Below are 18,940 nucleotides of genomic sequence, written 5' to 3'. Positions count from 1 at the left end.
CCCAATGCTCAGAACTTGGAAAAGACGGCTGCCGGACCACGCACGCTGAGACCGATCAGCTCGCCCCCGGCATTCTCCGCCTCCAGCACGATCGCGTCGCTTTCGTCACGACGACGCCAGCCCGCGACCGAGCCACCGCGCAAATGCAGATGAAAATCGGGCTGCATCACGTTGATGAAGCCCATGCCGGGCTTCACCGCCGCCACAACCCCCTGCCAGCTCTGCACGACGCCGGGGCGCGTGAGCGTGATCGAGATCGGCTCCCCGCCCTCGCGGGCGGCCTCGAAGGCGAGCATGCCGGGATCGCCTTCCTCGAAGGTCGCCGGCTCGCGCGCCGGCTTCTCCGGCTCGGGCAGCGGCTTACCCGCGCCGAGCGGCGCGAGCCCCGTGTCGAAAGGCTCGAGGCCCGCCATGCCGATGATGCTGAACAAAGCCTCACCCTCGGCATTCTGGAAGTCGAGACGCGGCAGAACCATGTCCTTCATGCGTCCCGAACGGTCGACCACCACGGAGGCGACCTCGCCGACCGCGATGCGCGAGTCATGCGCCGCGCCGCGACAGCGGACAATGTCACCCTCGGCGGAGACCGTCTCGACGGGACCGATGCGCTCGTGCGTCGCGCCGCCATGGCGTGTCGTCAGCATCACGCTGCCCATCTGGGGCAAGCAATGGAGGACAGCCGATGCGTCGCGGCTGATTTCGGCGCGGACGGGAGTTTCTGTCGTCATGTCAGGAGCCTGCCTCTATCAGAAGTCGACCTGGGCGCTGAGCTTGAAGGTACGTCCCGGCGCGGTCTGCAACTCCAGGGGATTGGTAACCTTCACATTGTCCGCCGGGTTGCGCGAGAACGTATAGCCGAAGGGGCCCTTGAAGTAACGCTGATCGAAGATGTTGAGGACGCCAGCGCGCAGCGTGACCAATTCGGTCGGCTTCCAGTTCACATAGCTGTCGAACACAATATAGCTCGACGGCTGATAGAGATCGGCGGAGCTCGAGCGGTTCACACCTTGACCAAAGGTGCTGATGACTTCAGCCTGCAATCCCCAATCGGGCCGCATCCACTTCAGGCCGAGCGTTCCATTGAACGGGGTTGCGCCGTCATAGGCCACCATCGGATCGCCCGCCTGATAGCGCTGGTCGCCATATTGATAGGAGGCGGAAGCGTTCACCGCCCAGTTGTCGTGGAACTGCCATTCACCAAAGGCTTCGATACCCCAGATCTTGACCGCAGACAGGTTACGATAGGTGTAGTCGTTCGTGCCGGGCGGGTTGTAGAAGTTCTGGATGAAGTCCTTGTAATCCGCATAGAAGCCGCCGATCGAGAACCAGGCGCGGTCGAACTGCCCACGGAAGCCCGCCTCGTAGGACTTGACGCTTTCCGGCTTCAGGTTGGGGTTGGGAATGAGATTGATGGTGGTGCCCGGCGACGACGTATAGAGCTGCTGCGCCGTCGGCATCTTGAAGCCTTCCGCGTAGCGAGCATAGACGGAGTAGACATCCGTAAGCTTGAAGATCGCACCGATCTGCGGAATGAGCTTGCTGGAGTCGGACTTCGTCGGCGTTATTCCATCCGCCGGGACGTAGTAGGAATTCACCTTCGGGTCGATCGAATAATTGGCCCAGCGGACACCGGGGGTGATCATCAGCCGATCGCCGAACAGCTTGATCTCGTCCTGGATATAGAGGTCGGCACGCGTCGTGTCGGCATTCGTGAAGGACGCGCTCCGCGTATACGTCGTGCGGCCCGTCGTGAAATTCCTGACGAAGCTGTCGCGATAGTACTCAGCTTGCGTGTAGTCCCCCTGGAAACCATAGGTGAGCGTATGGCTGCTCGCGCCAATATTGAACTTCGACGTCAGCTGAAGGTCGGCCTGCCAGAATTCCTCGGAATAGCCGAGATTGTCGATCGCGAGCTGATTCTGCTTTGTCGCCAGCGTTTGCAGGCGCTCACTGTGCATATCGCGGCTCTGGGGTGAATAGGACACCTGCCAATGCAGATTATCCAGGAAGTTCAGCCCGACGTTCCAGTCATGCGACAATGAAACACGCTTGCGGGTCTGGTCCTGGTTACGCGGATAGGCTCCATTGAAGGCACCCGTCGACTGCAATCCGTAGTCATACATCTGACGGATCTTGTTCGAGCTGTCATAGAGTTCGCCGGTCAGCTTGAACTCGTGGTCGGACGATGGGCGGAACACCAGCTTTGTCAGCATGTTCCAGGTCGTACCGTCGAGCGGATTGAGCGTGTCGCAGCGAATGGCCATGGGCACGCGCGGGCAGCCCCAGATGCCGCCATCCGCGCGCGCCTTGCCCAGATTGCCCTCGTTAAAGGTGTTCTGGTTGACGAGGATGAGGCCTTGCAATGTTGGCGTCAGCTGGAAGGCCGCCATCGCGGTCTTCGAGAAGGACTTGTTGAAGCTGTCGTATGTCGTCTGGATGCGACCGGCATAGGGCTTGTCCTTGCCCCTGAGGAGATCATCCGGGTCGAGCGTGCGATAGGCGACGATACCGCCCAGGGCGTCCGCGCCCCAGAGCACGGATCCCGGACCACGCACGATCTCGACGGCCTTGAGCCCTGGGAAATCGACGAAGTTGCGGTTGCCGTCGGTGATGCGCTCCTGGATGCGCGTGCCGTCGACCTGCATCTGCACGCGGTTGCCGCCAACACCACGGATGGTAAAGCCGCCCAAATTACCGAAGGGGTCCGTACCGGATGTCTGGCGATCGACGGTAATGCCGGGCTGGTAACGCGCGAGATCCATGTTGTCACGCGTCATGGTCTGATCCAGCTGCTGCCGGGTCGTCACTGTCACCGTGCCCGGCACGTCGAGAACGTTGGTCGGCTGGCGCGTGGCTGTAATTGAAATGGCGTCGAGCTCGATCGTGCCAGGCGCGGCGATGAAGTCGTCGTTCGTATTCGCCTGAGCCGCAGGCTCTTGCACCGACACGGCAGCACCGGCCTGCGCGTTGCGCGCTTCCCGCGATGTAGGTTGTGCCTGCTGCGCATGCGCGCTCGTTGCCGCAAGAACAATCACCAGCGCGCTGACGCTGGCGAGAAGACGAGACGTTGTGCCCATGATGCCCAGCCAATTCGAATCTCAACTGGCCGGCTTTAACCAAGCAAAAGAAGATTCTTCAAGAAAAATATCTATTATATCCTAAATATTTACTTTTGAATCGTTATTCTTTTTAATTATTTTATTTTATTTTTGAATTTAGAATAGTCAAAAACTTTATCAAATTCGACGACAGCAGCCGGATTTCCGGAGAGAAATCGGCCGGAAAATCCATGTCCGAAGACGAAATTGAGCAACGAATTCGTTAGCTAGACGCGTCGCGGCGGCACGGTTTACGGAGGGGGCGGACAGCCACCTCCCCCCCTGGAAGGCAATGCAAGTTTTGCGATGATCAAACAAACTTATGAGATCGGCTTACGCTTTCACCATAAGCTTACATTCTAAAAATTCTAATATAGTTGAGCTGTAAGGCTGCACGCCGCGCTGAAATACTCCGTGTCTTACTGCGCGAGGAAGCCTCCATCCACCGGCAGGGTATGGCCGGTGATCATCGCCGCGCCCGGTCCCGCAAGGAAAACGATCGCCGCCGCGACGTCCTCGGGCTCCGCCAGACGCTTCAGCGGTGTCATGGCCTCGATGCGCGCCACGAGTTCGGGTTGCGCGACAAGCGGCGCGATGAAGGGCGTGTTCACATAGGTCGGCGCCACCGCATTCACACGGATACCGTGGGGCGCCCATTCCACGGCCAGCGCGCGCGTCATGTTGACGATGGCGCCCTTTGTCGTCTGATAGGAAATATTCGGATAAAGGCCGCCGCCCGAAAAACCCATGATCGACGAGACATTGACAACCGCGCCCGCGATGCCCGCCGCGATCATATGGCGGGCTGCTGCCCGTGCGCAGAGGAAGGTGCCGGTCATGTTGACGGCCACCACCTTGTCCCAATCGGCAACCGTATGATCGACGGCCGGCTGCCGGATGGCAAGGCCCGCGCTATTGACGAGGATATCGACCCGCCCGGCCTTGGCCGTCACTTCCGCGAAAGCCTGATCCACCCGCCGTTCATCGGCGATGTCAGCTTCAACGGCAAAATGCCCACCGGCACCAAGGCTCGTCAGCGTATCGGCATCGACGGAGGCGCGATCGAGCACCGCGACCGTGGCGCCGGATTGGGCCAGCGCCCTGGCAGTGGCGAGACCGATGCCGCTTGCGCCCCCGGTCACCACCGCGACGCGCCCCTCCAACGGTTTCATCCTGTCGGTCATAGGCTAATACCCAGCGCTTTCACCCATCCCATTCCCTCATCCGTGCCGGCGCGGGGCTTGTATTCCAGCCCCACCCAGCCGCCGTAACCGATGCTGGCGAGATGATCGAGGACGGCGCGATAATTGATCTCGCCTTCGTCGGGTTCAGCGCGGCTCGGCACCGCGGCGATCTGCACATGACCGATCGCGGGCAGGTAGCGAGTGAGCCTGCGCAGCACGTCTCCCTCGGCCGCGCCGACGTGGTAGACATCGAACATCAGCTTGATGTTCGCCCGGCCGGCCTCCTCCTGGATGCGCGCGGCCTCGGCCTGCGTGGAATAAAAATAGCCTGGCGCGTCATGAGGGTTGAGCGCCTCAAGAAGCAGCGTCAGGCCGTGCGGGGCAGCTTTGTCAGAGGCCTCGCGCAGGTTCTTAACGAAGACACGCGCCGCCGCCTCCCGGGCCTCAGCCGGGACGAAGCCCGCCATGCAATGGATGGCCGTGCCGCCCGCCTCCAGGCAATAGGCGATGGACTGGTCGACGGCGGCCTGGAACTCGGCCTCGCGGCCAGCGAGGGCGCCGAGCCCGTTCTCGCCGGCGGCGAGGTTGCCACGCACCGTATTGATACCGAGCAGCTTCAGCCCATGGCGTTCGCAGCGCGCCCTCACCTCCGCGGCCGGCGTGTCATAGGGCCAATGCAGCTCGATCGCCTTGAAGCCGGCCCCTGCCGCCGCGTCGATGCGCTCCAGAAGCGGCCGGTCGGGCCAGAGAAAGCCGAGATTGGCGGAATAGCGCAGCACCGTCATTTCAGGGCGAACCTCGCGTTCAACTGGTCAATCTGGCCTTGATCAAGGCTGCGCACGGCAAGCCCGCGCGTGACGATGAGAAGCCGGGCCGTCTCCTCCAGTTCTTCCGCCGCGAAGACGGCGCTCTCAAGCGTCGCGCCGGCCACGACCGGCCCGTGATTGGCGAGAAGCACCGCCGCATGCGCCCCGGCACGCGCGGCGACGAGCGGCGCCACATCGGGCGAACCAGGCGCGGTATAGGGCAGCACCGGCACACGCCCTACACGCATCACGACATAGGGCGTGATCGGCGTGATCGCGTCCTCCGGGTCGACATCGGCGAGGCAGGACAGCGCCGTGGCATAGGTGGAATGCAGATGCACCACGGCGCCCGCCGCCGGCCGCGCCTCGTAGAAGGCCCGATGCAGCGGCAACTCCTTGGTCGGCGCGTCGCCACCCACATGCCGCCAGCCGGTATCGAGCTTGGAGATGCGCGCCGCGTCGAGAAAGCCGAAGCAGGAATTGGTCGGTGTGACGAGAAAGCCGTCCGCGAGCTTGACCGAGATATTGCCGGATGAACCCACGGTGAAACCGCGCTCGAACAGCGAGCGGCCCCACAGGACGATCCGCTCCCGGAGATCGGCTTCCGCCTCGAGCCCGCTCATCGCGAAACACCCATGATAGCGAGCGCCTTCGCATAGAAATCGGGGGCACCGAAATTGCCACTCTTCAGCGCAAGGCGGATGGGCTTCTCTTCTGCCTTGCCGGCGAGCGCCGGCACGCCCGGGTCGATCTCCGGCCCGATGGCCAGTTGTTGCAGGGCAAGCGCCGCTACAACAGCCCCGGACGTCTCTCCGCCGCCAACAGCGATACGCGTGACGCCGGCCGCCACAAGCTCGGCGGCCAAGGCCCCGAAAAAGCTCTCGATCGCACCCGCCACCGCCTCGCGGCCGAACCGCGCCTGCGCGGCCTTTACGGCTTCCGGCTCGGCGCTGGAATAGACGATCGGCGCTTCTTCGGCATGGGCCAGCACGAAATCCCGCGCCGCCGCCACGGTGACCTCCCCCGCCATGACAGCGTCCGGCCGCAGCGCAAAGCCGGGGTGACCTTCGAGGTGCCGCGCGAGCTGCGCCAGCGAAGCCCGCGAGCAGGAACCGGAAAGCGCCACGCCCGGGCTCACGATGCCGCTATAGGCAACGTCGCCCGTGCCAAGCTTGCCCGCCTTGCGGAAATTGTCGGGCAGGCCAACGGCGATGCCGGAGCCGCCCGTGATCAGCCGGGCATCCGCAATCGCGGCGCCGATCGCCTTGAGGTCGTCATCGGTGACGGCATCGACGACGGCGAGCTTTGCGCTCTTGTCGATCTCCGCCAGCGCCGCGCGAATAGCCTCCCCCCCTTGCCGCACGATCGCATAGGGAACGAGCCCCACTTCGCCCTTGGTCTGGCGCCTGAGCCAGCGCCGGATATCCGGATCGGTCATCGGCGTGAGCGGGTGTTTCTCCATGCCGGATTCGTTGAGCAACCGGTCACCGACAAAAAGATGGCCCTGGTAGAGCGTGCGCCCGGTCGCAGGAAAGACGGGACAGACCACGGCGACGCCGGCGCCGAGCGCCGCGCTGAGCGCCTCCGCCACTGGCCCGATGTTGCCCTCCGGCGTCGAATCGAAGGTCGAGCAATATTTGAAGAGGATCTGCCCGGCCCCCTGGCGCCGGAGCCAGGCCAGCGCATCGAGTGACTGGCGGACGGCCTCCGCCGGCGCGATGGACCGTGTCTTGAGGGCCACGACACCGGCCTCGGCTGGCGCGACATTGCCGTCCGGCACGCCGACGAACAGCGTCGTCGCCATGCCGTTGCGGGCCAGCGTATTGGCAAGGTCGCTCGCGCCGGTGAAATCGTCCGCGATTGCGCCGAGCAGCATCATCAACCTCCGATGCGTCCGCCGAGCTCGTCCTCGACATGGGCGCGGATGATATCATCAAAGGTCGCGTCCGCCTTGAAGCCGAGTTCGAGCGCGCGCTTCGCCTCGAAATCCTGCGCCCAGCCATCGACGATGCGGATGATCGTCTCGTCCGGCTCGGTGCGGATCAGCTTCACGGCCTTCTCGCCGGCGATGCGGCGCAAGGATTCGATTTCCTCGGCGACGGTCGCGGACAGCCCCGGCATGCTGAGATTGCGGCGCCAACCAAGGCGGGACAGATCCAGCGCACCGGCATGGATGAGAAAGCCGACCGCCGCACGCGGACTGGCGAACCAATGGCGCACATCCGGCGAGACCGGCAGCACCGCTTCCTGCCCCACCAGCGGCTCACGCAGGATGTTGGAAAAGAAGCCGGACGCCGCCTTGTTCGGCTTGCCGGGACGGATGCAGATGGTCGGCAGGCGGATGCCGATGCCGTCGAAGAAGCCGCGCCGGGAGTAGTCCGACAGCAGCAATTCACCGATGGCCTTCTGCGTGCCGTAGCTCGTTAGCGGTGCGGTGAAGAATTCATCGCCGATCTTGTCCGGGAAGGGGGCGCCGAAGACGGCGATCGATGAGGTAAAGATCACGCGCGGCTTGTATGGCTGGCGCAGGCCTTCCTGGCGGATCGCCTCGAACAGGTAGCGCGTGCCATCGAGATTGATGCGGTAGCCCTTGTCGAAATCCGCCTCGGCCTCGCCGGAGACGATCGCCGCGAGATGATAGATCACGTCGGGGCGGGCTGCGGCGAGTTGTGTGGCCGTTTCCGGCGCGGAGAGATCGACCGTCAGGGTCGAAGACTTGCCCCGAAAGCCCTCCGGCGCGGAAGGCGCGACGACATCGGCCAGCGTCAACTGTGTGATCGCCTTTCCCCCCAACTGGCCCTCGGCGACGAGCTTGTCCGTGAGCTTGCGGCCAACCATGCCGGCGGCACCGATAATCAGAATATGCATGAGACCGTCCTCGCGAATCCGCCTGAGGTGATGGATGACAAAAGGGTTGATCAGTTCAATCGCAAACGCGCAACCGCATAGGGCGCGAGTGTGCAAGTGGAGCTGACAGTGCCCTCCGCCATGAGGGCAAGCGCATCGGCATTTTTCGTCGCGGCGACGAAAGTCCCGGCATCGAGAACAGCCCGCTCCGCAATGGTTCCCTCTACTTGCACAGCCTGATCGGCGCCGGTGAGATTGGCGAGCCACAGCTCGATGCCGTCCGCGCGCTCTACCGCGATCCCCTGCACGGCCGAGGGTTCGGACAGGACGACGCGGCGCATGGTGGCACCACCAAGGCCGGCGAGCCCTTTGAGAACGTGGAAGACGGGAAAGAGCCCGCCATGGTCATCGAACCACGGCTGCGGCCAGGAGTGGCGGCTGTGGAGCACGCCGAAGGCGCCGGTGGTCCCGCCCAATGTGATCGCGGAGGCACCACCGGCCGCGAAACGGGCGAAGAAGCCGAGCGTCCAGGCCGCGCCGAGCAGGCCGCGCTGGCGGGGATCGTTGAAATTCATGGCCTGACGGATATTGCCGGGGTTGGCCATCAGTGCCTCGCCATAGGGGTTCATGCGCATGCCGATGGCGCTCGGCCCCACGGCCCAGGGCTTGCCCGCGGCGATGGCCTCCGCCGACAACGCCATCGCTGGCAGGGACTCAAGCCCCTCGGTGATAGAGTGGTCATCACCGGCATGAAGCATCGCCGTCGTGGTGAAGCTCACGAGATCCAACAGGTCGCTCGGCGGGCGCTTGCGGTTCAACTCGGTGAAATAGCTGAACATGCCGCCGCCGAGCCGGGCGCCGGGAAAGGCCTTGCGGGCCACGGCGAAGAAGTCACGCGGCGGCGGCGCGGGTGGCCAGGGGCTGCCGGGCAAGGTGCATTTGAGATCGGGCGCGGGCGAGACGAGCACCACCGGGAAAGGCGAGCCGAGTGTCGCCACCTCGCGGCCGAGCGCGGCGATCTCCTCGGCGTAACCATCGACATCGGCGATAACAGCCTCAAGCCAGGGCTCGGCGCCGATGGCCTGGGCCGCCGCCGCCAGTCCTCGTAATGTCTCGCGATCGTGGCCACGCCGGGGATCGTGGAAGCCGACGAGATGCCGGGCGCCGATGCGCGCCAAGGTCCCGGCCTCTTCCCGCGTCGCCTCGATCTCGTCGGGATCGAGCCCCAGCCCGAGAGGCGGGACGACGCCCACAGCCTCGCCGATATGGGCCGTGATGCCCGCATCGGCCGCTGCCGCCTGCGCCGGCTGCCCGGAGACTCGCAAGTGGACCGCCTGTTCGAGCACCTCGCCCTCCGCGAGCGTATAGGGCCAGGGCAGCGCCAGCGGACGCACATAGGTCTTGTAGGAGGCGTCCGTCCAATTGCGCTGGTCCTCCATTTCATAGACATCGCCCTCCATGCGGCAGCTCACGCGCAGACCGGGCGCTGCCTCATGGATGAGTGCGCGCAGGTTCATCATGGGCTGGACCGGGTCGATGATCTCGGGAAAACTTCGCTCCTCAACCACGCCGTCAGCGTGCTCGATGGTGACCGGCAGGCCGGAAGCAGCGCTCGGGTGCAGTACCACGAAGCCCGTGCGATTGGTGAGGAAAGCGGTATCGGCCGTCCCCGTTGCCGCAAAGGCGAGCGTACCGTCCTCGCCGAGCGTGATCTCGGCGGCATAGCTGAAGCTCTGGCGCTCATCCCGTGTCACCGCTTTATAGGTGACGGTCAGCCCCGCGTCCGTGCCGTTGATGGCGAGATCGGTGATGACAGGGTTGTAGGTGCCCCAGTTGTGGTCCCGCACGATAAAGGAGATGGCGCGGATGATCTCGACACCGCCGAAGCGGATATGGCGGAGGTTGCCGGCATCGAGTTCCGCCGAGAGCTTGCCTGCCTTGAGGATGCGTTGCGGGGGCACCGGCTCGTCTGTGCCGAAAAGAATGACGGCGGGCGAAGGTGCGGATGTCATAGGCTTGTCCCTCCTACCGGCTGGCGCGGCTGCTGACGAGACGCTCCACGAGCAGCGCCACGATGATGATGGTGCCGATGGCCGAGCCCTGCCAGAAGGGCGACACGCCCATGAGGTTGAGGCCGTTGCGGATCATCACCATGATGAACACGCCGATGAGCGTGCCGATCATCGAGCCACGTCCGCCATAGAGACTGGCGCCGCCGATGACGACGGCGGCGATGGCATCGAGCTCCATGGAATTGCCCATCAGCGGGTCGGCGGACAGGAGTTGGCTGATCGAGAAGGTCACGGCCACCGCCGAGAGCGCACCCGACAGCACATAGGGCAGCACGGAATAGAACAGCGTGTTGAGGCCAGCGGCGCGCGCCGCCTCCTTGTTCGAACCCACCGCGTAGATGGTGCGGCCGCCCTTGGTATAAGTGAGATAGGCCCAGGCGACGAGATAGAGAACGATCAGGAACAAGACGTTCGAGGGGATGCCGAGAATATTCGTGTAGACGATATTCTGCATCGCGTCGGGTATACCGGAAATGGCCGTCTGTCCGGACAGAATATAGGCGAGGCTGCGCCCGATGGCCATGACGCCCAGCGTCACCACGAAGGCGGCGAGGCCGAAGACATTGATGAGCAGGCCCGAGACCAGCCCGATGCCGCCCCCGGCAAGAACCGCCACCGCGATCGCCGGCACGATCGGCATCTGCTGCAATGACAGGCCGAGGATGATGCCGGTGAGGCCAGCTACAGACCCAACCGAGAGATCGATGCCACCGGTCAAGATCACGAAGGTCATGCCGACCGCAACGATGCCGATCACCACCGACTGATCGAGCATGTTGAAGATGTTCGATTGCGTGAGGAAATAAGGCGACAGCAGCGACAGGCAGAGGCCGATGATGAGCGCCAGTGCCAGCATGCGCACTTCGAGCCGCTGCGCCAGCGTCTTGAGGCGGAAACCGCGCGCAGGCCCGGAAGCGGTGATGGATGCCATGGAAGAGGGCTCCTTGATGGTCACAGCGTGGCCGCCATGGTGTCGATGCGGGCCTTGATCGCCTCGGGCGACGGCAGCGCCGTGCCGGGCGACAGCGTGAGGCCGACCCAACCGAGATCATGGCCACGAGGGCTGTGCATGGGAACGAGCAGAGTGGTTCGGCTCTTGTCCGCCTCCGGCACGAAGATCAGTTCGCGCTGGCTCAGTGCCCGGGGGATCAGCGTATCAGCGAGCCCGCGCGCCTCGCCGGCCCTGAAGCCGGGATCGAGCGCGGCATCGGTGACCACCGTGTTCAGGCAGATGAGGTTGTCTTTCTCGATGAGCGCCCAGAAGCCCGCCCCACCGTGCTCGTGGGCGAGCTGGTTGAGAAGGGCCGTATTGCGCGCCATCGAGGTGCGCGGCGCGGCGAGCAGCGTCAGCTTCGCCTCGTCGAGCATGGCGCTCGGCAGGTCCGCGATGCTGCGGCCGTCGCTCATCACGACGATACGGTCGCTGATTCCGAGCAGTTCCTCGAAGTCCGACGACACCACCACCACCGCGACGCCTTCGGCGACGATGTCCCGCAGCATCGCATAGATGCTGGCGCGCGTGCCGATATCGACACCCTTGGTCGGCTCGTCGAGGATCAACACCTTCGGCTCAAGCAGGAGCCAGCGCGCCATGATGATCTTCTGCTGCATCCCGCCGGAGAAATTCAGCATGGAGGCGTCCATCAGCCGGTCTTCCGGCAGGCCCAGGCGCTGCAGCAGTTCCCTGACCTTGCGCTCCCGCGCCTGATAGCCGCAGAAGAAACCGCGATGCGCGCCGAGATGAGCGAGCAGGAGGTTTTCCTTCACGCTGAGATCGGGCACGATGTTCTGCGTCCGCCTGTCCTCGGCCACGAAGCCGAGCCCAGCCCGAATGGCCCCTTGCGGATTGTCGCCCTTCAATGGCCTGCCCGCCAGCCGCACCTCGCCGCCCTCGCGCGGCCGCAGGCCGAAGATCGCCTCGACGGCCTCCGAACGTCCGGCCCCCACAAGCCCGCCGAGGCCGAGGATCTCTCCTGCCCTCACCGCGAAGGACACGTCCTTCACCACGGGCGCGGCGGCGAGATGGCTGACCTCGAGCATGACCGGACCGCCCTCCCCCTCGCCCAGGGCATGCGGCTCGGTGTAGATGGCGCCGAGCTCGGCCCCGACCATGGCGCGGATGAGTTCCGCCTGGCTCAAGTCGGCCGTCGGGCGGGCATTCATCACCGTCCGCCCCTCGCGCATGACGCTGACGCGGTCGGTGATGGAGAACACCTCCTCCAGCCGATGCGAGACGAAGACAAGGCCATGGCCGGTGTCGCGCAGGCGGGACATCACGTCGAACAGCCGGTCCACCTCGCCCGGGCTGAGAGAGGCGGTCGGCTCGTCGAAGATGATGAGCTTGGCGCCGACACCGAGCGCCTTGGCGATCTCGACGAGTTGCTTCTGCGCCGAGGACAGCCGCCTGACCTCCCAATCGAAGGGCAGGCTGTCACCCTGTCCGAGGCTGTCGAGAATGCGCCTGCCGCGCTCCTTCAGCGCACCGTAGTCAAGCCGGCCGGGACGCCCGAGTTCCGGCAGGAAGATGTTCTCGAGCACCGTGAGATCAGGAACGAGGCTCGTCTCCTGCATCACGATGGCAATGCCGACGCGCAGCGCGTCACGCGTATTGCGGAGCTGGATGTCATGCCCGCGATACTGGATGGAGCCGGAATCGGCGATGTAGTGGCCGGAGATGACCTTGGAGAGCGTCGACTTTCCCGCGCCGTTCGCCCCCAGCAGCCCGTGAATCTCGCCCTCGCGCAGCTCGAAATCCGCGCCCGCCAGGGCACGTGTCTTGTCGAAGGTCTTCGTGATCTTGCTGGCCGCCAGCAATACCGGCAGCGGATCAGCGGATGGCGCTGGTTTCATCCTGATTCCCGCCGTTTACGATGAAGAGTTTTCGCATGGCGCGGGCTTGAACAGCGCCGCACCATGCGTTCCATTGCGAAGTCCTCGACAACAATACGCCTCACGACGGAGACATCAGACCTCGTCGGCGAAGACCGTCCTGCGCACTGTGGGCAATTCTTTTTCTATATTTTCACTGGTGATCACCAGGATCGGCACAGTGATTTCCTTCTCAGGCGTCTTGCCGTCGAGGGTCGCGAGCAAGGCTTCGCCGGAGCGCACCCCCATCAGATAGGGCTGCTGCATGCCGGACACGACGATTTGCCCGGATTTCAGCAGGTCGACGAATTCGGGAATGCCGTCGAAGGCCGCCACAAGCACCTGGCCGTCGCGGCGGGCTGCCTTGATGGCGCGGAGCGCGCCGAGAGCAGGCTGGTCCGTCTGGATGAACAGACCGCGCATGCCGGGGTTGGCCGTGAGCATGTCCTGCGTGAATTTGAAGGTTTCATCAGCCGTATAGGACTGCATCTGCTGCAGGCCCGCCTCCTTGCCGGTGAAACCGCCTTCCTTCAGGCCATCCAGGAAGCCCTTGGTGCGCGCCTGGCCGTTCTTGCGCGCCTGGGAAATGGCGATGATGCCGACAGAGCCGTCCTGCCAGCCCTTTTTCTTCAAAGCCGCCGCCAGCGCCAAACCGACGCCGTGAGCACCCTTGTAGTTATCGGAGATGATGAAGGAAGAATAATCGCCGCTGTTCGTCCCGATATCACCGATGACGACCGGAATACTGGCTTTCTTCGCGAGTTCGAGCACGCTTGGCGCTGTCGATGAATCCGTCGGAGAGATCACGATGCCCGCCACGCCGCGCGCGATAACATCCTGCGCGTTCTGGAGCTGGGTCTGCGCGCTGTTCCGGGAATCGAGAGCCTGATAGCCGAAGCCCTTCTGCTTCGCCGCCGCCTCGACACCCTTCGACAGGTAGCGCCAGAAAGGAAGATCCAGACCCGGCGTGAGATAGGCAATGTCCTTGCCAGCCGCCATCGCCGCGCGCAATCCGCCGAGACCGGCGCTCGCCGCGAGCGTGCCGCCCAACGCGAGCTTCAACACTGTCCTGCGTTCCATAGCATTATCCTCCGTATGTTATATTCGTTTTATTTGCGTAGTCAGGACAATAAGATGTCAATTCAGAGCAATTATTACTTCTTTTCGATACCCATTACTGTCTGCGTTGTTTGATAAATTCTGTCCGTGTGGTCTGCAAAGGCCGCGACCGCAGCGTCAGGATCATGGGCGCGCAACGCCGCGACAATCGCGGCATGGTCCGCATAACTCGTCGCAATGGCCTCCGGGCGGGCCACCGCGATACGACGATATTCCATCATGTAGCTGTAGAGATCCGCCGCGAAATCCGCGAGCAGGGCATTGCCCGATGCCCGATAGATCGTGACGTGGAATTCCCTGTCGCAGATCAGGAAGCCAACGGGATCATCGAACGCCTCCTTCTGCACCGCGAGCAGCCCCTCCAGCGTCGCCAGCGTCTCGTCGTCGACGCGCCGCGCGGCGCCGGCCACCACCTCGCGCTCGACGAGAAGGCGGGCCGCATGAACGGAATCAATATCATAGGCATTGATGGCCCGCGCCGGACCCACACCGATGGTCACGGGCCCCACGTCGACGCGCACGACCCGCGTGCGAGCGCCGTGGGAAATCTCGAGGATGCCGCGCGCGGCCAGGATCTGGATGGCGCCACGCATCGTCTCGCGGCTCACGTTGAGCGAGGATGCGAGCTCCCGCTCGCTCGGCAGCGCATCTCCCACCTGGACGATGCCGGATGCGATCAGTCCGGCGATCCTGTCGGCGATCACGTCCTTCAGCGAGCGCTTCACGATCGCATCGCGAAACGACGGCACCTCCGCCAGGACAATGGCTTCCGAACTCTTCGCCGAGACCGCCATGAACGCCCCCTTATGGCCTCCCTCATGCCTCTCGCTGATCTACTGGTCCAACCAGAAGACCAGATGAGAAAGCCGCGTTTTCGCCCCGCTGTCAAGCACAACAAAAAAGGCGAAGCGACGAGGCGCTCCGCTTTTCATGCGTCAGGAACTGGCGTTGGAAGGATTAGCCGGCAGCCGATGCGAAAGCCTTGCCGAACGCCGCCACAGCCTCGTCGATCTGCGCATCCGTGGTCACGAGCGGCGCAAGGAAGCGGATGACGTTGCGGTGGACGCCGCATTTGATGATCAGAAGCCCCTCCTCGCGCGCCTTGTCGATGACGACCTGGGCGAAGTCCGCGTCGTGACGCTTGCTGGCCGCGTCGGCCACGATCTCGACAGCGAGCATGCTGCCACGCCCGCGCACTTCGCCGATGCGGTCGCTGTATCGGCGCTGCAGGGCCTCCAAACCGGCCCGCAGGCGGGCACCACCAGCCGCGCCGCGCTCCAGAAGGCCCTCTTTCTCGAAAGCGTCGAGAACACCAAGCGCCGCCGCGCAGGCCAGCGCGTTGCCGCCATAGGTGCCGCCAAGGCCACCGGGGGTCGGCGCGTCCATGATCTCGGCCCGGCCGACGACGCCGGACAGGGGCAGACCACCGGCGAGGCTCTTCGCCACCGTCACGAGATCGGGCTTGATGCCCGAACGCTGGAAGCCGAACAGGTCACCCGTGCGGCCAAAGCCGGTCTGAATCTCATCGCAGATGAGCACGATGCCATGGCGCTTTGTGATCTCGCGCAGCGCGACGAGGAAGTTGTCCGGCGCCGGCAGGAAGCCGCCATCGCCCTGCACGGGCTCGATGATGATCGCGGCCACGCGGTCGGGCGCTATCTCGGTCGCGAAGACCTCCTCCAGGGAGGCGAGCGCCTTGTCCGTGGTGATGCCGCGATACAGATCCGGATAGGCCGCGTGATAGATGTCAGTCGGGAAGGGACCGAAGTTCTGCTTGTAGGGCTGGCTGAAGCCGGTCAGCGTCACGCCCAGCAAAGTGCGGCCGTGGAACCCACCGCGGAAGGCGATGACGCCCGGACGGTTGGTGTAGCCACGTGCAATCTTGATGGCATTCTCGACCGCTTCCGCTCCGGTCGTGAGGAAGATGCTCTTGTAATGATCATCGCCCCCGATGAGTTTGTTCAGGCGGGCTGCGAGATCGATGTAGGGCTCATAGGCGGCGACCTGAAAGGCCGCGTGCGAAACCTTCTGCAGTTGGCGTGAGACCGCCTCGACAACGCGCGGGTGGTTGTGGCCGACGTTGAGCACGCCGATGCCGCCGACGAAATCGAGGTAGCGCTTGCCGTCCACATCCCACACCTCGGCGCCGAGTGCGCGCTCGATGACCACGGGATGCGCGGTTGCGACACCGCGCGGCACATGCCGCGCGCGCTCCGCCAGCAGAAGCTCGGTCTTACGCGCAGAGGCGTTCATGGCAGTCTCCAGATACTCAGGGGATTGGGGTCAGAACACGGTCTCGCCGCGCGCGACATCGGAGCGCGGCGTCAGGAGGATGACGTGGCCGAGGGCGTTGCGGGCGCCGAGGATCAGGATTTCGGATTGGAAGCCGGCTATGTTACGCGGCGCGAAGTTGACGACGCAGGCAACGTCCGTCCCCGTGAGCTGGTCGGGCGTGTAGCTCGTGATCTGCGCGCTTGACCAGCGAATACCGAGCTCACCAAGGTCAACCGCAACCTTATACGACGGGTTTCTGGCGCGCGGAAACGGCTCCACATGCACGATACGGCCAATGCGAATGTCGAGTTTCGCGAAATCGTCGTAGACGGCTTCAGGCTTTACGGGGGCGGACAACTTTTTTCTCCGTCTGCTGGCGCTTACTGCCAGATAGGGCAACGGCCATCTGCCCAGGGCAGGCTCTAAGCTCTTCGAATTCATCGGGTTATCTGCGCTTGGGGCGTTTCGTCCCAAAGCAGCGTGACCTGTCCGCATTCAAGCGCTCCGCAAGCGACAAGCGATGCTGTTCCGCGTGCCCGGCGCGGCAGGCTGCTCTGTTCTAGGGCGATTTACGGCAGCAAATCCTTGAGCCGAAAGGCACGCTGCAAGACTACAGCTCCGTACCCTTTCGCAAAGGCATCCCATGTCTCTCAAGCAGCGCCTCCGCGATCCCTCTCTCCTCGCCGAGAAAGCCTTCATCGGCGGCGAATGGGAGGACGCCCGCAATGGGGAAGCACTTCCCGTCCTCAATCCGGCCACCGGCGAAACCATCGCCCATGTGCCGGCTCTCGGCGCGGACGAAACACGCGCCGCAATCGCAGCCGCCAACGAGGCCTGGCCGCGCTGGCGCGCCCTGCCCTCCGCCGAGCGTGGCCGCCTCCTCGAGGTCTGGCATCGCCTCATGCTGGAGAATGCCGAGGATCTCGCGGTCATCATGACCGCCGAACAGGGCAAGCCGCTCGCGGAAGCCCGCGGCGAAGTCACCTATGGAGCCGGCTTCGTGAAATGGTTCGCCGAGGAAGCCCGCCGCATCTATGGCGACACCATCCCGGCCCCCTCGACAGACCGGCGCATCATCACGCTGCGCGAGCCTGTCGGCGTCTCCGCCGCCATCACGCCGTGGAACTTCCCCAATGCCATGATTACCCGCAAATGCGCGCCAGCCTTGGCGGCGGGCTGCCCGGTGATCGTGAAACCCTCGGATTTCACGCCCCTTTCGGCGCTGGCCCTCGCCGTTCTGGCAGAGCGGGCGGGCCTCCCAAAGGGCATCTTCAGCGTGCTGACCGGCATGCCGGACGGTATCGGCGGGGAACTCACGAGCAACGAGACCGTGCGGAAGCTGTCCTTCACAGGCTCCACCCGTGTCGGCCGCCTTCTCATGCGCCAGAGCGCCGACAGCGTGAAGCGCCTGAGCTTCGAGCTCGGCGGCAACGCGCCCTTCATCGTCTTCGACGACGCCGATCTCGATCTCGCCATCGCGGGGGTCATGGCGAGCAAGTTCCGCAATGCCGGCCAGACCTGCGTCTGCGCGAACCGCATCCTCGTGCAGGATGGCATCTATGATCGCTTCGCGCGGCGGCTCGCCGCGGAAGTAGCGAAGCTCAAGGTGGGCAATGGCTTCGATGACGGCGTCACCATCGGGCCGCTGATCAACCAGGCGGCGGTCGACAAGGTGGCGCACCATGTCGACGATGCCCGCGCCAAAGGGGCCAGCATTCTCATCGGCGACGCGGCGCGGCCCGGCACGCTCTTCGCGACGCCGACCGTGCTCACCGGCGCGACCACCGAGATGGTGCTTGCCAGTGAGGAAACCTTCGGGCCGCTCGCTCCACTCTTCCGCTTTGGCGAAGAGAGCGAGGCCATCGCCATTGCCAACGCGACGCCCTTCGGCCTCGCGTCCTACTTCTTCACGCAGGACATCCGCCGCTCATGGCGCGTGACTGAGCGGCTGGAATTCGGCATGGTCGGCCTCAATACGGGCTCGGTCTCGCTGGAAGTCGCGCCCTTCGGCGGCATCAAGCAGTCAGGCCTTGGCCGCGAGGGCTCCAAATATGGCCTCGACGAGTATCTGGAGACTAAAACGCTGCATGTCGGCGGCCTCGATCCGGCCGCCTGAGCCTCCATCATGCAAAAGGCCGGACACTATCCGGCCTCTTTTACTTCGTTTCGCTGAGCAGCGTCTGTATGGGTAGCTCGGTCTTGACCAGCGGCGTCTTGAGAACGATGTAGCTGAAGTATTTCTCGATGCCGATGTTGCGGTCAACAAGCGCTTCGATGACTTCCTGATAGTGCGCGATACTGCGCACCATGAAGCGCAGCAGATAATCATAGCCGCCGCTGAGCAAATGGCATTCCAGCAGCTCTTCGATGCTGCGGATGCTCGCCTCGAACTTCACGAAATCCTCGCGGCGATGATCAGCGAGCGTCACTTCCGTGAAGACGGTCACGCATTCGGCGAGCTTGCGCATGTTGATATGCGCGCTGTAGCCGGTGATGTAGCCGGCCGCCTCCAGCCGCTTGACGCGCTGGAGGCAGGGAGACGGCGACAACCCGACGAGTTCCGAGAGGCTGACGTTGGTGAGTTGCCCATCCCTTTGCAGGTGAGTCAGGATCTTGATGTCGATCCGATCCAGCTTGGGCAACCCCGCCATCGCACCACCCTGTTATTAGCC

The 18,940-nt window shown here is 64.1% G+C and carries 16 protein-coding genes; 1 reads left to right on the top strand and 15 read right to left on the bottom strand.

Annotated elements, in window-relative coordinates:
• Nucleotides 1–8: 8 nt before the first annotated feature.
• The 14 genes from KIO74_RS18680 to KIO74_RS18615 form a co-directional block, all read right to left on the bottom strand.
• A complete protein-coding gene (locus KIO74_RS18680) occupies nt 9–728 on the bottom strand; it encodes a ChuX/HutX family heme-like substrate-binding protein (protein WP_213333264.1) in 720 nt (239 codons plus the stop codon).
• 18 nt (nt 729–746) lie between these two features.
• On the bottom strand, nt 747–3,077 hold the full coding sequence (locus KIO74_RS18675) for a TonB-dependent hemoglobin/transferrin/lactoferrin family receptor (protein WP_213333263.1): 2,331 nt from the start codon (nt 3,075–3,077) through the stop codon (nt 747–749).
• A 440-nt stretch (nt 3,078–3,517) separates the two neighbouring features.
• Complete coding sequence (locus tag KIO74_RS18670) at nt 3,518–4,282, bottom strand: SDR family NAD(P)-dependent oxidoreductase (RefSeq protein ID WP_213333262.1); 765 nt, start codon at nt 4,280–4,282, stop codon at nt 3,518–3,520.
• A complete protein-coding gene (locus KIO74_RS18665) occupies nt 4,279–5,067 on the bottom strand; it encodes a hydroxypyruvate isomerase family protein (protein ID WP_249731061.1) in 789 nt (262 codons plus the stop codon). Before KIO74_RS18665 ends, KIO74_RS18670 begins: the two co-directional genes overlap by 4 nt.
• A complete protein-coding gene (gene otnC / locus KIO74_RS18660) occupies nt 5,064–5,711 on the bottom strand; it encodes a 3-oxo-tetronate 4-phosphate decarboxylase (protein ID WP_213333261.1) in 648 nt (215 codons plus the stop codon). Before otnC ends, KIO74_RS18665 begins: the two co-directional genes overlap by 4 nt.
• A complete protein-coding gene (gene otnK / locus KIO74_RS18655) occupies nt 5,708–6,964 on the bottom strand; it encodes a 3-oxo-tetronate kinase (protein ID WP_213333260.1) in 1,257 nt (418 codons plus the stop codon). The genes otnC and otnK overlap by 4 nt, the downstream gene beginning before the upstream one ends.
• Nucleotides 6,965–6,966: 2 nt before the next feature.
• The gene (gene denD / locus KIO74_RS18650; protein ID WP_213333259.1) at nt 6,967–7,956 is read right to left on the bottom strand and encodes a D-erythronate dehydrogenase; all 990 of its coding nucleotides are present in this window, start codon (nt 7,954–7,956) and stop codon (nt 6,967–6,969) included.
• A 50-nt stretch (nt 7,957–8,006) separates the two neighbouring features.
• Entirely contained in the window at nt 8,007–9,947 is a 1,941-nt protein-coding gene (locus KIO74_RS18645) for a D-apionate lactonase family protein (protein WP_213333258.1), read from the bottom strand.
• A 13-nt stretch (nt 9,948–9,960) separates the two neighbouring features.
• Nucleotides 9,961–10,938, bottom strand: coding sequence for an ABC transporter permease (locus KIO74_RS18640; protein WP_213333257.1), 978 nt, complete (start codon nt 10,936–10,938; stop codon nt 9,961–9,963).
• Between the two features lie 20 nt (nt 10,939–10,958).
• Nucleotides 10,959–12,857 (bottom strand): sugar ABC transporter ATP-binding protein, encoded by a 1,899-nt coding sequence (locus tag KIO74_RS18635; RefSeq protein WP_213333256.1) that lies wholly within the window; start codon nt 12,855–12,857, stop codon nt 10,959–10,961.
• Between the two features lie 114 nt (nt 12,858–12,971).
• On the bottom strand, nt 12,972–13,955 hold the full coding sequence (locus tag KIO74_RS18630; RefSeq protein ID WP_213333255.1) for a substrate-binding domain-containing protein: 984 nt from the start codon (nt 13,953–13,955) through the stop codon (nt 12,972–12,974).
• A gap of 74 nt (nt 13,956–14,029) precedes the next feature.
• Nucleotides 14,030–14,788, bottom strand: coding sequence for a FadR/GntR family transcriptional regulator (locus tag KIO74_RS18625; protein ID WP_213333254.1), 759 nt, complete (start codon nt 14,786–14,788; stop codon nt 14,030–14,032).
• A gap of 163 nt (nt 14,789–14,951) precedes the next feature.
• Complete coding sequence (gene gabT, locus KIO74_RS18620; protein ID WP_213333253.1) at nt 14,952–16,247, bottom strand: 4-aminobutyrate--2-oxoglutarate transaminase; 1,296 nt, start codon at nt 16,245–16,247, stop codon at nt 14,952–14,954.
• 30 nt (nt 16,248–16,277) lie between these two features.
• The gene (locus KIO74_RS18615; RefSeq protein ID WP_249731060.1) at nt 16,278–16,625 is read right to left on the bottom strand and encodes a tRNA-binding protein; all 348 of its coding nucleotides are present in this window, start codon (nt 16,623–16,625) and stop codon (nt 16,278–16,280) included.
• A gap of 286 nt (nt 16,626–16,911) precedes the next feature.
• Between KIO74_RS18615 and KIO74_RS18610 the strand changes: the two genes are divergently transcribed.
• Nucleotides 16,912–18,384, top strand: a complete 1,473-nt coding sequence (locus KIO74_RS18610) for an NAD-dependent succinate-semialdehyde dehydrogenase (protein ID WP_213333251.1) — start codon at nt 16,912–16,914, stop codon at nt 18,382–18,384.
• A 40-nt stretch (nt 18,385–18,424) separates the two neighbouring features.
• On the opposite strand, the gene KIO74_RS18605 is transcribed toward KIO74_RS18610, so the two are convergent.
• On the bottom strand, nt 18,425–18,919 hold the full coding sequence (locus KIO74_RS18605; RefSeq protein WP_213333250.1) for an Lrp/AsnC family transcriptional regulator: 495 nt from the start codon (nt 18,917–18,919) through the stop codon (nt 18,425–18,427).
• Nucleotides 18,920–18,940 lie beyond the last annotated feature (21 nt).

It is taken from the genome of Chelatococcus sp. HY11 (assembly GCF_018398335.1).
In the GTDB taxonomy this organism is placed as follows: Bacteria; Pseudomonadota; Alphaproteobacteria; order Rhizobiales; family Beijerinckiaceae; genus Chelatococcus.
The sequence above is the reverse complement of the archived record's forward strand: the minus strand, read 5'-3'. Positions and strand labels throughout refer to the sequence as shown.